14 protein-coding genes are annotated in these 18,709 nt (G+C 70.6%); 6 read left to right on the top strand and 8 right to left on the bottom strand.

Going from position 1 to position 18,709, the window contains the following annotated elements; translation table 11 throughout:
• Positions 1 to 107 precede the first annotated feature (107 nt).
• On the bottom strand, positions 108 to 1,265 hold the full coding sequence (locus ACZ6KY_RS02055; protein WP_469308354.1) for a YihY/virulence factor BrkB family protein: 1,158 nt from the start codon (positions 1,263 to 1,265) through the stop codon (positions 108 to 110).
• A gap of 259 nt (positions 1,266 to 1,524) precedes the next feature.
• Between ACZ6KY_RS02055 and ACZ6KY_RS02060 the strand changes: the two genes are divergently transcribed.
• Together ACZ6KY_RS02060 and ACZ6KY_RS02065 are read left to right on the top strand one after the other, a co-directional pair.
• On the top strand, positions 1,525 to 2,166 hold the full coding sequence (locus tag ACZ6KY_RS02060; RefSeq protein ID WP_469308355.1) for an ArsR/SmtB family transcription factor: 642 nt from the start codon (positions 1,525 to 1,527) through the stop codon (positions 2,164 to 2,166).
• A gap of 19 nt (positions 2,167 to 2,185) precedes the next feature.
• The gene (locus ACZ6KY_RS02065; protein ID WP_469308356.1) at positions 2,186 to 2,917 is read left to right on the top strand and encodes an SRPBCC family protein; all 732 of its coding nucleotides are present in this window, start codon (positions 2,186 to 2,188) and stop codon (positions 2,915 to 2,917) included.
• 159 nt (positions 2,918 to 3,076) lie between these two features.
• Here ACZ6KY_RS02065 and ACZ6KY_RS02070 read toward each other — a convergent pair whose 3' ends face one another.
• Positions 3,077 to 4,903 (bottom strand): endonuclease/exonuclease/phosphatase family protein, encoded by a 1,827-nt coding sequence (locus tag ACZ6KY_RS02070; protein WP_469308357.1) that lies wholly within the window; start codon positions 4,901 to 4,903, stop codon positions 3,077 to 3,079.
• Positions 4,904 to 5,329: 426 nt separating this feature from the next.
• Between ACZ6KY_RS02070 and ACZ6KY_RS02075 the strand changes: the two genes are divergently transcribed.
• From ACZ6KY_RS02075 to ACZ6KY_RS02085, 3 genes are all read left to right on the top strand, one after another.
• Positions 5,330 to 6,754, top strand: a complete 1,425-nt coding sequence (locus tag ACZ6KY_RS02075) for a hypothetical protein (RefSeq protein WP_469308358.1) — start codon at positions 5,330 to 5,332, stop codon at positions 6,752 to 6,754.
• 350 nt (positions 6,755 to 7,104) lie between these two features.
• Entirely contained in the window at positions 7,105 to 8,562 is a 1,458-nt protein-coding gene (locus tag ACZ6KY_RS02080; protein WP_469308359.1) for an alkaline phosphatase PhoX, read from the top strand.
• Positions 8,563 to 9,079: 517 nt separating this feature from the next.
• Positions 9,080 to 10,660 (top strand): TROVE domain-containing protein, encoded by a 1,581-nt coding sequence (locus tag ACZ6KY_RS02085; protein WP_469308360.1) that lies wholly within the window; start codon positions 9,080 to 9,082, stop codon positions 10,658 to 10,660.
• A gap of 102 nt (positions 10,661 to 10,762) precedes the next feature.
• Here ACZ6KY_RS02085 and ACZ6KY_RS02090 read toward each other — a convergent pair whose 3' ends face one another.
• Positions 10,763 to 12,229, bottom strand: coding sequence for an MFS transporter (locus tag ACZ6KY_RS02090; RefSeq protein ID WP_469308361.1), 1,467 nt, complete (start codon positions 12,227 to 12,229; stop codon positions 10,763 to 10,765).
• A gap of 136 nt (positions 12,230 to 12,365) precedes the next feature.
• Here ACZ6KY_RS02090 and ACZ6KY_RS02095 point away from each other — a divergent pair, with 136 nt between their 5' ends.
• Entirely contained in the window at positions 12,366 to 12,932 is a 567-nt protein-coding gene (locus ACZ6KY_RS02095) for a TetR/AcrR family transcriptional regulator (protein WP_469308362.1), read from the top strand.
• 222 nt (positions 12,933 to 13,154) lie between these two features.
• On the opposite strand, the gene ACZ6KY_RS02100 is transcribed toward ACZ6KY_RS02095, so the two are convergent.
• From ACZ6KY_RS02100 to ACZ6KY_RS02120, 5 genes are all read right to left on the bottom strand, one after another.
• On the bottom strand, positions 13,155 to 14,363 hold the full coding sequence (locus tag ACZ6KY_RS02100) for a TerD family protein (RefSeq protein ID WP_469308363.1): 1,209 nt from the start codon (positions 14,361 to 14,363) through the stop codon (positions 13,155 to 13,157).
• A 128-nt stretch (positions 14,364 to 14,491) separates the two neighbouring features.
• On the bottom strand, positions 14,492 to 15,481 hold the full coding sequence (locus ACZ6KY_RS02105; protein WP_469308364.1) for a zinc-dependent alcohol dehydrogenase family protein: 990 nt from the start codon (positions 15,479 to 15,481) through the stop codon (positions 14,492 to 14,494).
• Complete coding sequence (locus ACZ6KY_RS02110) at positions 15,478 to 16,329, bottom strand: carbohydrate ABC transporter permease (RefSeq protein ID WP_469308365.1); 852 nt, start codon at positions 16,327 to 16,329, stop codon at positions 15,478 to 15,480. The genes ACZ6KY_RS02105 and ACZ6KY_RS02110 overlap by 4 nt, the downstream gene beginning before the upstream one ends.
• A complete protein-coding gene (locus ACZ6KY_RS02115; RefSeq protein WP_469308366.1) occupies positions 16,329 to 17,264 on the bottom strand; it encodes a carbohydrate ABC transporter permease in 936 nt (311 codons plus the stop codon). Before ACZ6KY_RS02115 ends, ACZ6KY_RS02110 begins: the two co-directional genes overlap by 1 nt.
• Complete coding sequence (locus tag ACZ6KY_RS02120; protein WP_469308367.1) at positions 17,261 to 18,631, bottom strand: ABC transporter substrate-binding protein; 1,371 nt, start codon at positions 18,629 to 18,631, stop codon at positions 17,261 to 17,263. The genes ACZ6KY_RS02115 and ACZ6KY_RS02120 overlap by 4 nt, the downstream gene beginning before the upstream one ends.
• Positions 18,632 to 18,709: the final 78 nt, after the last annotated feature.

An 18,709-nucleotide genomic window follows, 5' to 3' on the forward strand; every position in this document is an offset into this window, starting at 1 on the left:
TCCGGCGGTCATCCAGGGCGCCGTCGAGGTTCGTCGGAGGAGCCGGAGGGGAACGACGCGGCGGCGAACCGGACACCGGTTCGCCGCCGCATCGTGTGCCCTTCCCGTCACACTCGCCCGGCGGTGTCCCGCTCGGCGGTGTTTTGCTCGGACTTCTTGCGTGTCGGCACGATTCCCGTCTCCGCCTTCTCCCGGGCCGCGCGCAGCGCCTGTAGGCGCGGGGGCCACTTGCGGGTGTCGCGGGGTTCGACGTAGGGCTCCTCGGTCGGGAGACGGCCGTGCGCGATGGCGCGCTGTCGGGCGAGCTCCGCGTCGAACTCCAGGCCCAGCAGGATGGCCAGGTTGGTGAGCCAGAGCCACACGAGGAAGATGATGGCGCCCGCGAGCGTGCCGTACGTCTTGTTGTACGAGCCGTAGCCGGCGGCGTAGACGGCGAATCCGGCGGACGCGGCCAGCCAGATCAGGGTGGCGACGACGCTGCCCGGACTGAACCAACGGAAGCCGCGGCCCGAGACGTTGGGAGCCGCCCAGTACAGCAGCGCGATCATCAGCTCCACGAACACCAGCAGGACGGGCCACTTGGCGATCGACCACGCCGTGATCGCCGCGTCGCCGAGCCCGATCACGGTGCCCGCCCGTTCGGCCAGCGGCCCGGTGAGCACCACGATGGTCGCGCTCCCGGTGAGAAGCAGCATCAGCGTGACGGTGAGCGCCAGCCTCAACGGCGTGACCTTCCAGACCGGACGGCCCTCCGGCAGGTCGTACACCGCGTTGGACGCACGGATGAACGCGCCGACGTATCCGGACGCGGACCACAGCGCCGCGAGCAGTCCGACGATCGCCAGCACCCCGCCCGTACCGCCGCTGTCGCCCAGTTGCGCCACCGCGTCACGAAGGATCTCGCGTGCCGGGCCCGGCGCCAAGTCCCCTACGCTGTCGAGGAGTCTGTCCGTGACGCGCTGCCCCATGACGCCCAGCAGGGACACCACCACCAGCAGCGCGGGGAACAACGACATCACGCCGTAGTAGGTCAACGCGGCTGCCCGGTCGGCGAGTTCGTCGTCCCGGAACTCCTTCGCCGTGCGCCACACGACGGCCGCCCGCGCTCGCGCGGTCAGTCTGGCGGGGCCGTCCTTCTCGGCGGACCCCGCCGTCACCGTGCCCGAGCCCGCCTCGGGTCCGGTGCCGGTGCCGGTACGCGCATCCGGGCCGGCGTCCGTGTCCGGAAGAGCTCGCTGCTTCGATTCCGGTCGCTTCTCGTCCATGACCGCCGTGTTGCCCGAATCCCGCCGCTGAAGCCCACCGGCGGCATCCCGGACGCACGGAACACAGGCCTCGCGGGATCACCGGCCCTCCCGGGATTACTGGCCCCTCCAGGAACACCGACCTCCCCGGAACACAGGCCTCCCGGGATCACCAGCCCCCGGAAAGCCATCCCCAGAACACCAGCCCCCAATCCAACACCGACCCACCGACAATTCGAATCGTCTGGACAAAAAAAGTTTTCGGTGGGACGGTGGAGTCATGTTGGACGTGACCGTGATCGAGGACGCCGAGGCCGCCGCCGTGTCGCTGGACCCCGTACGGGCCCGGCTGCTGGCCGAGCTGGCCGCCGGACCCGCGTCGGCCGCCATGCTGGCCGGCAAGGTCGGCCTGCCCCGGCAGAAGGTGAACTACCACCTCAAGACGCTGGAGCGGCACGGCCTGGTCGAGCTGGCGGGCGAGCGCCGCAAGGGCAATGTCACCGAGCGGCTGATGCGCGCGACCGCGGCGTCGTATGTCATCTCGCCGCTCGCGCTGGCCGCCGTACAGCCCGATCCGGACCGCTTCCGGGACCAGCTGTCCGCCCGCTGGCTGCTCGCGCTCGGCGCCCGGCTCGTCCGGGACGTCGGCTCGCTCGTCACCGGCGCCGCGAAGGCCCGTAAACGACTGGCGACGTACGCGCTCGACGGCGAGGTGACCTTCGCGTCGGCCGCCGACCGGGCCGCGTTCATCGAGGAGCTGACGGCCGGGGTCGGCGCGCTCGTCCGCAAGTACCACGACGTCGACGCGGAGGACGGGCGCCCGCACCGGATCGTCGTCGCCGTCCACCCCACGGTCAAGCCAGAAGCCACGGCCGGACCCGAAGCCGTGGAAGCCCCCGCGGGCCGCGAAGCCGCCCACTGATCACTCAGGAGTCGTCATCATGTCCAAGGAATTCGAGATCGCCCGCGAGTACGAGGTCGACGTGCCGCCCGGCCAGATGTGGGACGCGATCACCAGCGGCAGCGGCGGCTGGCTGTGGCCCATGGAGTACGAGCCCCGCGCGGGCGGGGCCGGGCCCTTCGGCAGCATCATCACCGCCTGGGACCCGCCGCACCGGCTGACCGTGCGCAGCGAGGACGTGCCGTTCCCGACGCAGAGCCTCAACCAGATCGACCACACCATCGAGGCCCGCGACGACGGCCGGCGTTCCTGGGTGCGGTACGTGCACAGCGGCATCTTCACCGACGACTGGGACAACCAGTACGACGGCGCCGACAAGCACACGGACTTCTATCTGCACACCCTGCGCGAGTACGTGACCCACTTCGCGGGCCGCCCGGTCGCCTTCGCGACGTTCCAGGGACCCGGCGCGTCCGCGGCAGGCGACGCCTTCGCCGCCGTCGGACGGGCGCTCGGCCTCGCGGACGGCACCGCCGAGGGCGCGCGGGTCCGGACCGAGGGGCCCGGAGGCGAGGCCTTCGACGCCGTGGTCGACTACCGCAACCCGTACTTCCTCGGGCTGCGCACCGACAACGCGCTCATCCGCTTCTTCGGGCGCGGCCGCTGGGGCGCGCCGGTCGGCGTCAGCGTCCACGACTTCGCGCCCGACGCCGACGCCGAGGTCAACGAGACCGCCTGGAAGGGCTGGCTCGACGGGGTCTTCACCAGCTGACCCGCGCACCCGCGCACGGGGCTACGAACCCTGTGCCATGGGAGTCCCCGCGAGGGCGACGAGCCCGGCCCGGTGGGAGGCCCGCGCAGGCGAAGAGCCCGGCCCCGGACGAAAGGGCCGGGCTCTCGCGTACTCGAACGACTACGCGTACCTGAGCGACTACGGACGGAACCGCAGCACCTGCGGGTCGTGGTCGCTGATCTGGTCGGAGAACTCCGAGTTGATGTGCACGCTGTCGTAGTCGAAGTCGCAGCCCCTGCGAATCGACGGGCTGACCAGGATCTGGTCCAGAACCTGCTCGTTGCCCTGGTAGTCGTACGTGTAACGCTCCCTCTTCGGCAGCGACTTGATCGCCGACCAGAGTTCGCCGTCACCTTCGAGGATCTTGGTGGTGTCCGAGAAGTCGAAGTCGTTCATGTCGCCGAGGGCGAGCACGTCGGCGTTCTTCTGCGTCTTCAGGATCTCGTTGACGAAGGAGTTCACCGCCGTCGCCTGGAGATGACGCTGGGTCTCCGAGCTGCGTGACGGGGGCTGGTACTGCGCGGTCAGCCCCTGGTCGCCACCCTTGGAGTTGAGGTGGTTGGCGATCACGAAGACCGTGTGGCCGCGGAAGACGAACTCGCCCGCGAGCGGCTTGCGGCTGCTCGTCCAGGCCGTGTTGGCCGGGTCGACGCGGCCGGGGGACGCGGTGAGCTGCGCCTTGCCGTGCACCTTCGTGACACCGACGGCGGTCGTCGAGTCGCCGCCCGCGCGGTCGGTGAAGGAGACCCGCTCGGGGTTGAAGAGGAAGACCTGGCGGATGTTGCCGCCCGGCTCGCCGCCGTCCTGGTCGTTGACCGGGTCGATGGAGCGCCAGTCGTACTTCGGGCCGCCCGCCGCCACGATCGCGTCGATCAGCTTGTTCACCGTCTGGTCGGCGGCGACCGTGCCGTCGTCCGTCGCGCCGTTGTTGTCCTGGATCTCCTCCAGGGACACGATGTCGGGCGACTGAAGGTTGTTCACGATCGCGGACGCGTGGGCCGCGAACGTGGCGTCGGCCGGGTCAAGGTTCTCGACGTTGTACGTCGCCACCGCCAGCTCGCCGCGTGACTGCTTGCGTGTCGTCTCGCGTTGCAGGCCGCCCTTCTCCAGGGTGCCCAGCTGGTTGGCGACGAGCGTGTAGCCGCCGAACTGGTTGTAGTCCAGCGGACCGGCGGTGGTGCCGGTGAGCTTGTCGCCGACGTTCGCGGTCGGGAAGTCGGCGGTCGCGCCGAGGGACTGGATCTGTATCCGTCCCGTGTTCTGCGAGGTGTACGAGCCGTACAGCGAGCCGCCGCGGCGGGTGGCGTGCTCGTGCGGCTTCACCGTGACCCACAGCTCCGCGTACGGGTCGGTGGCGGTGACCACACGGGGGTCGGCGACCTGGACGTTCATGCCCTCCAGGGACTCGTAGTAGTCCAGGGCGTACCGCGTCGGCTCCAGGGTGAGCGCGTTGACCGAACCGCTCGCGGCGGTGTCGCCCGCGGGAGCGTAGACGTCCGGCACGGACTTCGCGTCGACGACCGTCGCGGCCGGGACGGCGTTGCCGCTGGAGACGACGGTGACCGTCGGCTTGCCGATCTCCGTCACCGACTGGTTGCCGGTGGAGACGCCGCCCGGGACGTACTCCGAGACCGTGCCCGTCACCGTGACCGAGTCGCCGGCGGCGACCTTGGGAGCGGAGCTGGTGAAGACGAAGACGCCCTCGCTGGTGGCGGGGTCGGCATCCGGGGTGGGGTCCTGGAACCAGAAGCCCTTGGACGAACCGTAGGTCCGCACGCCGGTGACGATGCCGGCCACGTCCGTGACCTTCGTGCCCGCGAGGGGGGAAGTCCGGGTGGTGCCCTGGATGTCGTGGATGTGGACGGTGTCCGCCTGGGCCGGGGTGGTGAGCACCACGGCGGAGACGGTGGAACAGACCGCGGCGACGGTCAGCGCGCCGATGCGCGCGGTTCTCTTGCTCGGCAAGGGAATCCCTCCGGGGACGTTCGTGAGCGCCGGGACGAGGGTGGACGGTGGGGGGAGCGCGACCTGCGTTCGAGCCAGTGACGCGCGTAGAAGAGGGTGGAGCACAGGGTCGTTGAACTTCTACGCGCGTCAATCTCGTGTGTAGCAAGGGGAGTTGTCAAGGTTTCGACGGTGTACGAGACCTGTCGGAGACATGAACCGGGCGGCATGGGTGGAAATCCGTCTAGGCTGAGCAGTTGGCACGGATGTCCCGGGCCGCCTTCGGATTCCCGAGTCCGGCGGCGCCCGGCGGGGTCCGGTGCCCGCCGCGGCCGACGGTGCCCGCCGTCGTCCGGCGCGGCTCCGGGCGAAAGCCCCGCTCGAACCGCTTGCCCTGCCAGCCTGCCAGCCCTGCACGTCGTGGTTGTTCGGAGGAGAACCCAGCCGATGTCAGACAGCTCTTCCCTGCCGCCCGTGCGGCTGCACTCCGAGGCGCAGCTGGCGCGGGACGCGCTCGCCGCGCCGCTGCTCTCCCGCGCCGCGCGACTGGCCCGCTGGGCGGGCCCCGGCACCCGTGTCGGAGCGGGGGGCGAACTCGTCGAGGAACAACTCCCCGAGGCGGCCGGCGTCCTCGGCCTGTCAGGCGAGGAAGCGGTCGCCCTCGCCAGTGAGGCCTGGCGGCTGGCCGTCGACACCGGGCTCGTCGAGATCGTGGACGAGGAGGAGGGAACCGTCACCGCGGGCGAGGACTTCGCCCTGCTCACCTCCGGCGCCCCGCAGGACGTCCTCGGGATCTGGCTCGGCGCGCTCGACGTCGTGCTCGCCGACGCGAGCGTGCCCGACCTCGGCGATCTCGTCGACGCCATGGACGACGAGGGCGAGATCGACCTCTCCTCGCTGGACTGGGACCCGGAGGCGGAGTCCGAGTTCCTCGACGGAGTGCTCGGCAACCTGTATCTGCTGACCGTCGGCGAGGACGCGCTCGGCGAGGTGCCGGTGCCGCTGCCCGCGCTGGCCGCCTCGATGGTCCTGCCCGACGACATGGGGGAGCCCACCAACGACGTCCTGGAGCAGGTCTCGAACGCCATGATGCGGCTCGACGACCAGTTCCGGCTGCTGGAGACCATCGGCCTCGTCGCCTTCCAGCCCGTCGACGAGGCACTGATGGCGGACGCCGCCGAGGAGCCGGCCGCCGCCGCCGACATGGACGTATCGCGGTACGGGGTGGTGCGCCTGACGCCGCTCGGTCTGTACGGACTGCGCGCCCGGCTGATCGAGGCGGGCTTCTTCGCCCCCGCTGTGGGCGAGCTGACCGACAAGGGCGCGGACACGCTGCTGGACGGTACGGCCGGATTCCCCCCGACGGCCGCGCAGGCCGAGATCGAGCAGTGGCTCGCCCGGCGCGAACCGCTGTCCGCCGCCCAGGAGTTGCTCTTCGCGGCGCGCGGCGCCGACACGGGCGCCCCGCTGCGCCGCCTGCACTGCCAGCAGGCTCTCGCGCTGGTCGGCATGGAGGCCGAGCCCGCGCTGCGCGAGGTGCTCGACGACGCCGAGCTGGGCGGTCTCGCCCGGGTCTGGCTCTCCGAGCACGGCGCGTCCGACGTGCCCCCGCCGTCCGAGGCGATGGTCTTCTGGCTCACCATCGACACGGTGGCCGCGCAACTCGCCGCCGAAGGCAACTCCGACGAACTCCAGGCCCTGGTCGAGGGCCTGGCCCAGCAGCACAGCGGCTTCTTCGACACGGCCTGGCGGGTCGAGCACCCCGCCGCCCCCGACGTCCTGGAGGCCATGGGCCGCCTGCACCCCGACAAGAAGGTCGCCAAGGAAGCCCGCAAGGCGGCGTTCAAGGCCCGGTCGCAACAGGGCGGGTGAGCGGACACGACACCGGTGAGGTGACCCGGGCGGGCGCGGGGCGCGGGCGGACGTTTTGTGGAGGTGCGTGTTCTCCTGCGTCGGTGAGGCGACTCGGGCGCGGGGCGCGGGGGGATCGTCCGCGGAGCGGTGTTCCCCCCCGGGCTGGTGAGGTGACCCGGGCGGGGGCGGATCGTCTCGCGGAGGCGCGTGTTCCCCTGCGCCGGGCGGGTGGATTCACGGAAGCGGGACCTCTGAAGTCGGCGCGCGTTCAACTCGCGTTCAGGCGGGGGCGGGACGGTGTGGCCGCAAGCCGAGGTCGCCACTCGCCCCGCACGGCAGTCCGAGTCCACCGTCACAGGAGACATCACATGTCGCTCACTCGCAGGGACTTCGCCAGGCAGTCCGCGATCACCGGTGCAGGCGTCGTGCTGGTCGGCAGCGTAGGCGCCCTCGCCACCGCCCCCAACGCGCTCGCCGCCACGGAGACGGAGATCGACGGCGCCGGCGAGGACTCGGCGGAGGCCCGGCACGGTGGTGTCGGCTACGGTCCGCTCGTCACCGACCCGAGGGGACTGCTCTCGCTGCCCGCCGGGTTCTCCTACCGCGTCATCACCTACAGCGGCCGTACCAAACTGGACTCGGGTGAGTTCACGCCGTCCAACCACGACGGCACCTCCACCTTCGACGGCCCGCGCGGCGCCACCCTCCTCGTCAACAACCACGAGCTCAAGGGCCCCCGCTCCGGCTGGACGTATCCCGTGCCGCTCACCGAGGGCCTGGTCTACGACCCGGCCGCGTCCGGTGGCTGCACGGTCGTCGAGGTGCGCCACGACCAGGTCGCCGAGTGGGTCGGCATCGCGGGCACCTCCACCAACTGCGCGGGCGGCAACACCCCTTGGGGCACCTGGCTCACCTGCGAGGAGACCGAGGACAAGGCCGGCCAGAACGGCATGACCAAGGACCACGGCTACGTCTTCGAGGTCGACCCCGCCGACCGCCGCCGCAACAGGAGCCCCAAACCCGTCAAGGCACTGGGCCGTTACGCCCACGAGGCCGTCGTCGTCGACCCCAAGCGCGGCCGGCTCTACCTCACCGAGGACGCCTCGGGCCCCAACGGCCTGCTGTACCGCTGGACGCCCCCGCAGGGCTTCGAGCACGGCCACGGACAGCTCGCCACCCTCGCCGACGACGCCGGGGCCCTCCAGGCCTTCAAGTGCTTCGACTCCGGCGGCAGGTTCGTCGACGACCTCTCCCGCGCCACCAAGCCCGGCACGGTCTACGGCGTGGACTGGGTCGACGTCCAGGACCGTGACGCCAGGACCGTCTCCGTCCGCAAGCAGTTCACCGACGGCCGGATCACCCGCGCCCGCAAGCTCGAAGGCATGTGGTGGGGCGACGGCGGCGTCTACATCGTCTCCTCCTACGCCCGCACCGAGAGCCCCGGCCAGGCGCACGACGGAGCGGTCTGGTTCTACGACCCGGGGCGCCGCACCCTGACGCTGAAGGTCCTCATCGGCGTGAACCCGGACCCTTCCGCCGACGGCGCCTTCGACGGCCCCGACAACATCACCGTCTCCCCGTACGGCGGCCTCGTCATCGCCGAGGACGGCGAGGGCGTCCAGCACCTGTTCGGCGCCACCGAGAGCGGCCGTACGTACCCGATCGCCCGCAACGAGCTCAACAACGGCACCGCCGAGGCCCCGGAGTACAGCGAGTTCACCGGCGTCACCTTCTCGCCCGACGGCCGCACCCTCTTCGCCAACATCCAGGAACCGGGCATCATGCTCGCGATCACGGGGCCTTGGAAGCGTCAGAAGCGCGGCTGAACTCCCGCCGGTTCCACCGGAATCAATTCGCTAGCCCGACGCGCGGCCGCCCTCCTAAAGTGATGCATGTGTCCAGGTGCGAAGGCAGGACCTACTTCCACTGATAATGGGGCGGCCGCGGGTTCGAGTCCCGTCACCGGTACAACGCGCCGGTGTAGCTCAGGGGTTAGAACACCTACGTCGGTTCCGCCGAACCTGAACTCTGGACACCACAACTTCACGCACCTCCCGGTGCGCGGGCCGCGGCTACTTCTCTTCCAAAGAATCCACGCCGTGGCCGACTTGATCTCGGGAGGCGCAGCTCATGGTGGGTGCCCGGTGCGCAGGCGACGGATACTTCATTTGGGATCAGAGGGTTGCGGGTTCAAATCCCGTCATCGACTTCGGGTCGGTGTAGCTCAATCGGTAGAGCATCTGCGTAAGCCCGTCGCCGACTTCTGACCTCGGGCACCCTCCATTTGCTGTGCCTCCCTCCGAAACGCGACGTCGTCGCAGAAAGAATTCGGGGGAATTCACCATGGCGCGATTCAACACCAAGACGGCCAAGGCGCAGCCCACTTCCCGCGTCACGTCCACCGGCCGTGTGCTGCGGACGCACCAGGGCGGCCGGGGCCAGGAGCGCGACGCGCGCTCCGAGCTCTTCCTGCTCGCGATCGCCAACTTCGTGTCGCAGCAGACCTTCTACGAGACCGGCGCCGACCGCGACGACCGGTTCGCCGCGCTGGTGCGCGAGCTCGCCGTCGCCGACCCGTCCTGGACCGCCGGCCTGCTCGGCTGGCTGCGCGGCGAGGGCAACCTGCGCACCGCCTCGCTCGTGGGCGCCGCCGAGTACGTGAAGGCACGCCTGGACGCGGGCGCCACCGACGGCCCCGCCAACCGGCAGGTCATCGCCTCCGTGCTGCGCCGTCCGGACGAGCCGGGCGAGCTGCTCGCCTACTGGACCTCCCAGTACGGCCGCAACGTGCCCAAGCCCGTCAAGCGGGGCGTCGCCGACGCCGTACGACGTCTCTACAGCGGCAAGTCGCTGCTGAAGTACGACACCGCGTCCAAGGGCTACCGCTTCGGCGACATCCTCAACCTCGTGCACGCGGCGCCGGACCCCGCCAAGCCGTGGCAGGGCGACCTGTTCCAGTACGCGCTGGACCGGCGCCACAACCCGGACACGGCCGTCGTCCCCAAGTCGCTGCCCATGGTCGTCGCCCACCGCGACCTGATGGCGCTGCGGCCCGCCAAGCGGCGCAAGGTCGTGACCGGCGCGCAGGGCGCGCAGCGCCTGGCGGACGCGGGCATGACCTGGGAGGCGCTGGCCGGCTGGCTTCAGGGGCCGATGGACAAGGCGGCCTGGGAGGCCGTCATCCCGTCCATGGGCGCGATGGCGCTCGTCCGCAACCTGCGCAATTTCGACGAGGCCGGCGTCAGCGACGAGGTGGCTGCCCGGGTCGCGGCGAAGATCAGCGACCCGGCGGAGGTCGCGCGCTCGCGGCAGTTCCCGTTCCGCTACCTCGCGGCCTACCAGCACGCTCCGTCGCTGCGCTGGTCGTACCCGCTGGAGCAGGCGCTCGGCCACTCGCTGGCCAACGTGCCCGCGCTGCCCGGCCGGACCCTGGTGCTCGTGGACCGCTCGGGCTCGATGTTCTACTCGCGGCTGTCGGAGCGCTCCGAGCTCAACCGGGCCGACGCGGCGGCGATCTTCGGAACGGCGCTCGCGCTGCGGGCGGCGGACGCGGACCTCGTCGAGTTCGGCACCACCAGCAAGCGGGTGGAGTTCAGCACGGGCGAGTCGGTGCTCAAGGTCATCGGGCGGTTCGGCGACCTCGGCGGCACCAACACGAGCGAGGCGGTCCGCGCGCACTACAAGAAGCACGACCGGGTCCTCATCGTCACCGACGAGCAGGCCACGTACAGCCACTACGGCGACCCGACCGAGCAGGTCCCGGCACACGTACCCGTCTACACCTGGAACCTCGCCGGCTACCGCGCGGGCCACGGTCCGTCCGGAAAGGGCAACAGGCACACCTTCGGCGGACTCTCGGACGCGGCTTTCCGGCTGGTGCCGCTTCTGGAGTCGGCGCGGGACGCGGACTGGCCGTGGACCTGAGGGCTCGCTGTGAAGCCTCCTGGGCTTGCGAGAAGGGCGCGGCCCGTACTTCGGTGCGGGCCGCGCCCATGTGCGTGCCGGGTCCGACAGGGACGACAGCCCCTAGGCGCCGCGTTCGCGTCCGGTGCTTGTGATCACGAGCGCCGACAGCACCAGCGCGGCCAGGGCGATCAGCGCGCCGGCGCCGAACGCGCGGGCCGAGCCCTGCACGAGGATCTCCGACGGTGAGCCGTGGGCGTGCCGGGTCGCCGTGCCGAAGACCGTGACCAGTACGGAGAGCCCGAGGGTGCCGCCGAGCCACTGGAGGGTCTGGAGAAGTCCGGAGGCGGCACCCGCCTCGCGCGGTCCGATGCCGGTGAGGATGGTGGCGTTCAGCGGCATGAAGCTCAGGCCGACGCCCAGCCCCATCACCAGCAGCGGGCCCAGCAGGCCGGACAGGTAGCCGTCGCCGGGTTCCAGCAGCCACAGCCAGCCGGCGGCGACGGCGATCAGTGCCATGCCGGTGAGCAGGACCGGCTTGGCGCCGAAGCGCTGGAGCAGCCGCGGCACGAGGCGCACGGTCGTGAACATCGTCAGGGTCATCGGCAGGAAGGCGAAACCGGCACGCAACGGGCTGTAGCCCAGGGCCTGTTGACTGATCAGGGTGAGGAAGTAGAACGCGCCGAACATGCCCGCGGGCAGCAGCAGGACACCGGCGTAGGCGCCCGCGCGGTCGCGGCTCGCGAAGAGGCGCAGCGGCATGATCGGCTGCTCCGCGCGCGCCTCCACCAGGGCGAAGCCGACGAGCAGGGCCGCCGCCGTGCTGAAGCCCAGCATCGCCTGGGTGTCGCTCCAGCCCTCCTCCGAGACCCGGATGAACCCGTAGACCAGCGAGGTCGTGCCCGCCGTGCCGATGAGCGCCCCCGCCGCGTCGAACCGGCCCGCGTGGCGCGGGGTCTCGGTGACGAAGCGCGGAAGGGCGGCGGCGACCCCGATGCCGATCGGCACGTTGATCAGCAGGGACCAGCGCCAGGACGCCCACGAGGTGAGCATGCCGCCGAGGACCAGTCCGACCGACGCGCCGATCCCGGCCATCGAGGAGTAGACGCCGAGGGCGTGGTGGCGGCGTGGGCCCTCGGGAAAGCTGGTGGTGATGAGGGCGAGGGTGCTGGGGGCGATGAGTGCGGCGCCCATGCCCTGGAGCGTGCGTGCCGCGAGCAGCCAGGGGCTTTCGGTGGCGAGGCCGCCGAGCAGGGAGGACGCGGCGAAGAGGAGCGCGCCCGCGGTGAGGGTGCGGCGCCGGCCCGCGATGTCGCCGATCCGGCCACCCAGGAGGAGCAGGCCGCCGAACGCGAGGGTGTACGTGTTGAGGACCCAGGACAGGCCGGTCGGGGTGAAGTCGAGGTCCCGCTGGACGTCGGGCAGTGCGACGTTGACGACGGTGGAGTCGACTCCGACCATCAGGTAGACGGTCACGATGACGAGGAGGGCGGTGGTTGCCCCGGCGGGGTGAAGCGGCCTCGGGGGTAAGCCGGCTGACGGTGTGTCGGGAGTGGGGGTGCTCGTGGACGGGGAGGGCGGGGTGGACATGGAGTTCTCCTGGTCTGGCGTCCCCGGTACGGTGCGGGTGGGCAGCGCGGACTGCCCGCCGAGATAAGCGGGGACTGTCTCCGTTTGACTCTCGCCAAGATACGGAGAGGGTCCCCGGTTCGCAAGGAGTATCTGAATGGCCCAGGTCAAGCCGATGCGGGCGGATGCGCGGCGGAACTATGAACGGCTCCTGGAGGAGGCGGCGGTCGCCTTCGCCGAACACGGGGAAGGCGCGTCTCTGGACGACATCGCCAAGCGGGCCGGCGTGGGATCCGGGACGCTGTACCGGCACTTCCCTACGCGGCAGGCGCTGCTGGAGGCCGTCTACGTGGACGCCATCGATGCGATCGCCGTGCGCGCGGACGAGATCGCGGCGGAGCTGCCGCCGGGTGAGGCCCTCGTGGAATGGCTGAACGAACTCGGTGAGGGGATGATCCAGGTCCGCGGGCTGAAGGCGCTGCTCGGGTCGGCTGTCGCGGACGGGAGCTCCGAGGTGCTGGCGCGCTGCGGGGCCTCCGTGAAGGGGGCGGCGGGGCGGCTGGTCGAGGCGGCTCAGCGGGAGGGGACCCTGCGGGCCGACCTGGAGCCGATCGAGGTGTTGCGGCTGGCGCACGGGGTGGCCAGCGCGTCGGAGCTCGCCAACGGGGACGGGACGTACATCCGTCGGTATCTGTCGCTGCTGACGGAGGGGTTGCGGCCGTAGCCCTCCGGGCGTCTTGTGCGTGCCGCGTGCCGCGTGCGTGGGTCGGGGCCGACCGCCGGCAGCAGAGGGGCTCGCCCCAGCCAGGGCGCGAAATTCAGCTCCTCCGGCATTTGAGAAGCGGGGTCTGGGGCGGAGCCCCAGGGGCGACGGGGGTGAAGGGCCGGTATGAGGGGGTGAGGCCCACCCCGGGGTCGGGATGACCGGCCGGGGTGGGGGGCCGGGTCAGAGGGACTCGGCTGCCGGTTTCACCATGCCGCGGACCGTGCGGGACTTGACGAAGTCGCCCATGGCCGTCATGTCCCATTCGCCGGAGAACTGCTTGATGAGCTTGGCCATCATGACGCCCGTCTGGGCCTCGGCGTTGGTGAGGTCGAAGCGGACGAGTTCCTCGCCGGTGGCGGCGTCCAGGAGGCGGCAGTAGGCCTTGGCCACCTCGGTGAACTTCTGGCCGGAGAAGGAGTTGACCGTGAAGACGAGGCCGGTGACCTCCGGGGGGAGGTGGCCGAGGTCGACGGTGATCACCTCGTCGTCTCCGCCGCCCTCGCCCGTGAGGTTGTCGCCGGAGTGCTTGATCGCGCCGTTCACGATGGAGAGCTTGCCGAAGTAGCAGCTGTCGATGTGGTTGCGCTGCGGGCCGTACGCGATGACCGAGGCGTCCAGGTCGATGTCCTTGCCGCGGAACGCGGGCTCCCAGCCGAGGCCCATCTGGACCTTGGAGAGGAACGGGCTGCCGCCTTTGACCAGGGAGACCGTCTGGTTCTTCTGGAGGCTGACCCGGCCCTTGTCGAGGTTGATCTTCCCGGAGGGCGCCGGGGCCGCGGGGGGAGCCGGGGGAGCGGCCGGGGCCGGCGGGGCGGTGACGCGGGGGTCCACGGGCGGGGCCGGGGGTGTCACCGGGGGCTGCGGCGCGGGGGCGGACTGGGCGGCGGCCGGGGCGGGTTCCTCGACGCTCACGCCGAAGTCGGTGGCGATGCCCGCCAGGCCGTTCGCGTAGCCCTGGCCGACCGCGCGGGCCTTCCAGGCGCCGTTGCGGAGGTAGACCTCGACGATCACCAGGGCCGTCTCCGCGCCCAGCCGGGGCGGGGTGAAGGTGGCCAGGACCGTGTTGTCGTCCGCGTTGCGGATCGTCGCGGTGGGTTCGATGCCCTGGAACGACTGGCCCGCCGCGTCGGGGCTCGCCGTGACGACGATCTTCTCGATGCCCGGGGGGACCGCGGCCGTGTCGACCGTGATCGCGTCGGGCGCCGTACCGCCGCCCGAGCGGTAGGTCACGCCGGGGCCGGTGGGCTGGTTGTAGAAGATGAAGTCGGCGTCGGAGCGCACCTTGCCGTCGGCGGTGAGCAGCAGGCTCGACACGTCGAGCCGCACCGGGGCGGTGACGTCCACCGTCACGCGCGAGACGGGGAGAGGGATGTTCGAGCCAGGGGTCATAGCTGTCATGACTGGGGTAACGAGCGGAGGCGCTTTACCGTTCCCTTACCCAGGGGTGAGTTGCGGGGGCATGTCCTCCTTCGCCCCCGCAACTCGGACTCGGTGCCAGGGCCGACCCGGACTCGGTTCTAGGGCACGACGACGATCTTGCGTCCCACGCCCGACGCGAACTGTTCCAGGGCCTGGGGGTAGCTCGTCAGGGGGAGGCGGTCGCTGATGAGGACCGACGGGTCGAGGACGCCCGTGGCGAAGAGTTCCGCCGCGCGTTCGAAACTGTGGAGGACGGCCATCGAGCCGGTGATGGTGATCTCCTGGTTGTAGACGCGGTACGGGTCGATGGTGACGCGGGTCGCGTAGTCGGCCACGCCGAACTGGAGGAAGGTGCCCGCCTTCGCCACCCGGTCCAGGCCGTCCTGGATCGCCGCCGCGTTGCCCGTCGCGTCGACGACCACGTCCCAGCCCCGGGGGCGGTCCAGTTCGTCGGGGTTCGCCGCCGCCCCGGAGACGCCCAGCAGCCGGGCGGTGGCCAGCCGCTCGGGGTTCACGTCGACGACGTCCACGCTCGCCGCGCCGGTGCGCTTGGCGAGCTCCAGCATCATCAGGCCCATCGTTCCGGAGCCGTAGACCAGGACGTGGGCGCCGAGCCGGGCCCGCAGGACGTCGTAGCCGCGGACGGCGCAGGACAGTGGTTCGACCAGGGCCGCGTCCTGGGTGCTGACGTGTTCGGGGAGTTTCACGCAGTTGGCGACGGGGGCGGTGGTGTACTGGGCGGCGCCGCCCGCGGTGGTCACGCCGATCGCGGCCCACCGTTCGCAGAGGTTGTTGTGGCCCGTACGGCAGTAGCGGCATTCGTAGCAGTACAGGGACGGGTCGACGGCCACCCGGTCGCCGACCGCGAGCTCCGTGACCCGGCTGCCCACGCCGACCACCTCGCCGGCGAACTCGTGGCCAGGCACGATCGGCAGTTCGGGCGCGAACTCGCCCTGGAGGATGTGCAGATCGGTGCCGCACAGGCCGCAGGCGGCGACCTCGACCACGACCTCGCGGGGGCCCGGCGTCGGGTCGGGGACCTCGGCCACGACGGCACGGCCCACGGACTCGATGACTGCGGCCTTCATTTCACGGCTCCCAACGACAGACCCTGGACCAGTTTGTCCTGGGCGGCGAACCCCGCGGCGAGCACCGGCAGGGAGACGACGAGCGACGCGGCGCACACCTTCGCCAGGAACAGGCCCTGGCTGGTGATGAATCCGGTCAGGAAGACGGGGGCGGTCTCCGCGACCACGCCCGTGAGCACCCGGGCGAAGAGCAGTTCGTTCCAGCTGAAGATGAAGCAGATCAGGGCCGTTGCCGCGATACCGGGGAGGGCTATGGGGGCTACGACCCGGGTCAGGACGGTCGGGAGCCGGGCGCCGTCGATCTGCGCGGCCTCGATCACCGCGACGGGGACCTCGGCGAGGAACGACTGCATCATCCACACCGCGATCGGCAGGTTCATGGAGGTGTAGAGGATGACCAGCAGCCAGATGTTGTCGAGCATGCCGGTGTTCTTGGCGAAGAGGTAGATCGGCAGGAGGCCCGCCACCACGGGCAGCATCTTGGTCGACAGGAAGAAGAACAGGACGTCCGTCCACTTCTTCACCGGGCGGACGGAGAGCGCGTACGCCGCCGGGAGGGCGAGCAGCAGGACGCAGACGGTGGACACCACCGACGCCACGGTGGAGTTGACGATCGCGGGCCAGGGGCTCGCGCCGCCGCCCGTGCCGAAGAACTCCCGGTAGCCGTCGAGGGTCAGGGCCGCGCCGAAGGACGGCGGGTTCTTCGCCGCGTCCGGCTCGGAGTGGAAGGACGTCAGGGCCATCCAGGCGATGGGCAGGAAGAACACGATGCCCAGCACCCAGGCAGCCAGGCCGAGGCCGGCCCCTTTGGCGCGGCGGGGGCGGACGCGTGTCGCGGTGGCGCTCATCAGCGGGACCCCTCCTCACGGAACAGGGACGACACCACGCGCAGGGCGAAGGTCGCGATGACGATCGAGCCGATGACCACCAGGACGCCCGCGGCGGAGGCGAGGCCGTTCTCGTGGGCCTGGTAGAAGCTCTGGTAGACGGTGTAGGGCAGGTTCGCGGTGCCGAGGCCCCCGGAGGTGAGGGTGAAGACGGCGTCGAAGTTCTGGACGATGTAGATCGAGCCCAGCAGGGCGCCCAGTTCGAGGTAGCGGCGCAGGTGCGGGAGGGTGAGGTGGCGGAAGACCTGCCAGTCGTTCGCGCCGTCCACCCGGGCCGCCTCGATCTGCTGGTGGTCGCGGCTCTGCAGGCCGGCGAGCAGGATGAGCATCATGAACGGCGTCCACTGCCAGACCAGGGAGGCCTCGACCGCGAGCAGCGGGGTGTTGGAGATCCAGTCGGGCTGTGGGCCGCCCACAGCGTGCAACAACCCATTGAGCAGGCCGTATTCAGGGTTGTAGAGCACGTGTTTCCAGAGGAGGGCCGCGGCGACGGGGACCACCAGGAACGGTGCGATCAGCAGGGTGCGGACGATGCCGCGCCCTCTGAACCTCCGGTCCAGGAGCAGGGCCAGGATCAGGCCGAGGACCAGACTGACGAGGACGACGGTGACGGTCAGCAGGATCGTCGTCCAGACGGAGTGGCGCAGACCGGCGTCGGTCAGGACGTCCGAGTAGTTGCCGAAGCCGGTGAAACGGCGGGCCTTCGGGTAGAGGGCGTTCCAGTCGAAGAACGAGATCACCAGCGTGGCCACGAAGGGCAGTTGGGTCACCGCGATCATGAAGATCAGGGCCGGGAGCAGCGGTCCGCGGGTGGCCCAGGCGCGCAGCCGGGCGGACGGCTGCCGATGGGCGTGTACGGGGGGAGCGGCCACGCGGGCCGTGGTCGTGGCGGTCATCGTCCCTCGTACTCCTTGGAGATCTTCTCGGCGAGTTTCTGGGACTTGTTCAGCGCCGAGTCGACGGACTGGCGTCCGGCGATGGCCGCGCTGATCTCCTGCGAGACCTTGGTGCCGAGGTCGGTGAACTCGGGGATGCCGACGAACTGGATGCCGGGCGCGGGGCGCGGCTGGACGCCGGGGTCCGTGGGCCGGGCGCCCTCGATGGCCGCACGGGTCATGTCCTGGAAGGCCGCGGCCTCCTTGCGGTAGGCGGCGTTCGTGTACGTCGAGGCGCGTTTGCCCGCCGGTACGTCGGACCAGCCGGTGGTGGTCCCGACCAGTCGCTCGTACCGCTTGCTGGAGGCCCAGGAGATGAACTTCCAGGCCTTGTCCGAGTTGTGCGAGGCCTTCTGGAGTCCCCAGGCCCAGGTGTAGAGCCAGCCGGAGGACGCGGTCTTCTCGACCGGCGCCGGCACGTAGCCGAGCTTGCCCCTGACCGGGGAGTCCTTGGCCTCCAGCAGGCCGGCGGCCGAGGTGGCGTCGTACCACATGGCCGTCTTGCCCTGGGTCATGTTGTTGAGGCACTCGGCGAAGCCTGACTGGGCCGCGCCGGACTCGCCGTGCTCGCGTACGAGGTTCACATAGAAGTTGGTGGCCTTCTCGAACTCGGGGGAGTCCAGACGGGCCTTCCAGTCCTTGTCGAACCAGGTGCCGCCGAAGGTGTTCACCACGGTGGTGAGCGGTGCCATGAGTTCGCCCCAGCCGGGCAGGCCGCGCAGGCAGATGCCCTTCATGCCGGGTTCGGCGCCGTCGGTCGCGGCGGCCAGCCTGCCCACCTGCTCCCAGGTGGGATGCGCGGGCATCGTCAGGCCCTTCGCTGCGAACACGTCCTTGCGGTACATCAGGAAGGACGACTCGCCGTAGAACGGCTGTCCGTAGAGCTTTCCGTCGGCGGCGGTCAGCGACTGCCGCATGGGCTTCAGGATGTCCTGCTCGTCGTACCCGCTGTCGTGGCGGACGTACGAGTCCATCTCGTGCAGCCAGCCGTTGCGGGCGTAGATCGGTATCTCGTAGTTGGACAGGGTGGCGACGTCGTACTGGCCCGCCTGGTTGGCGAAGTCCTGGCTGATCTTGTCGCGGACGTCGTTCTCCGGCAGGACGGTGAAGTTCACCTTGATGCCGGTCTCTTGGGTGAAGTGGGCCTTGGTGAGTTTCTGCAGCTCGACCATCTGCGGGTTGTTGACCATCAGGACGTTGATGGAGTTCCCGCCGGAGCCCGACCCGCCCGCTCCGGTCCAGCAGCCGGAGAGGAGCGGGGAGAGCAGCGTCCCTGCGGCGGCCGCGGCGAGCAGCGCGCGCGGCCTCCGTCGGCTCGGGGTTCGCATGGATCACTCCTGGATGAATGAGGAGATAAGGGGCGGGTCGAGGCGTAAGGGTGCCCCGGAGCGGGTGAGTTGGGCCGT

Source organism: Streptomyces sp. NPDC042002, assembly GCF_055588305.1.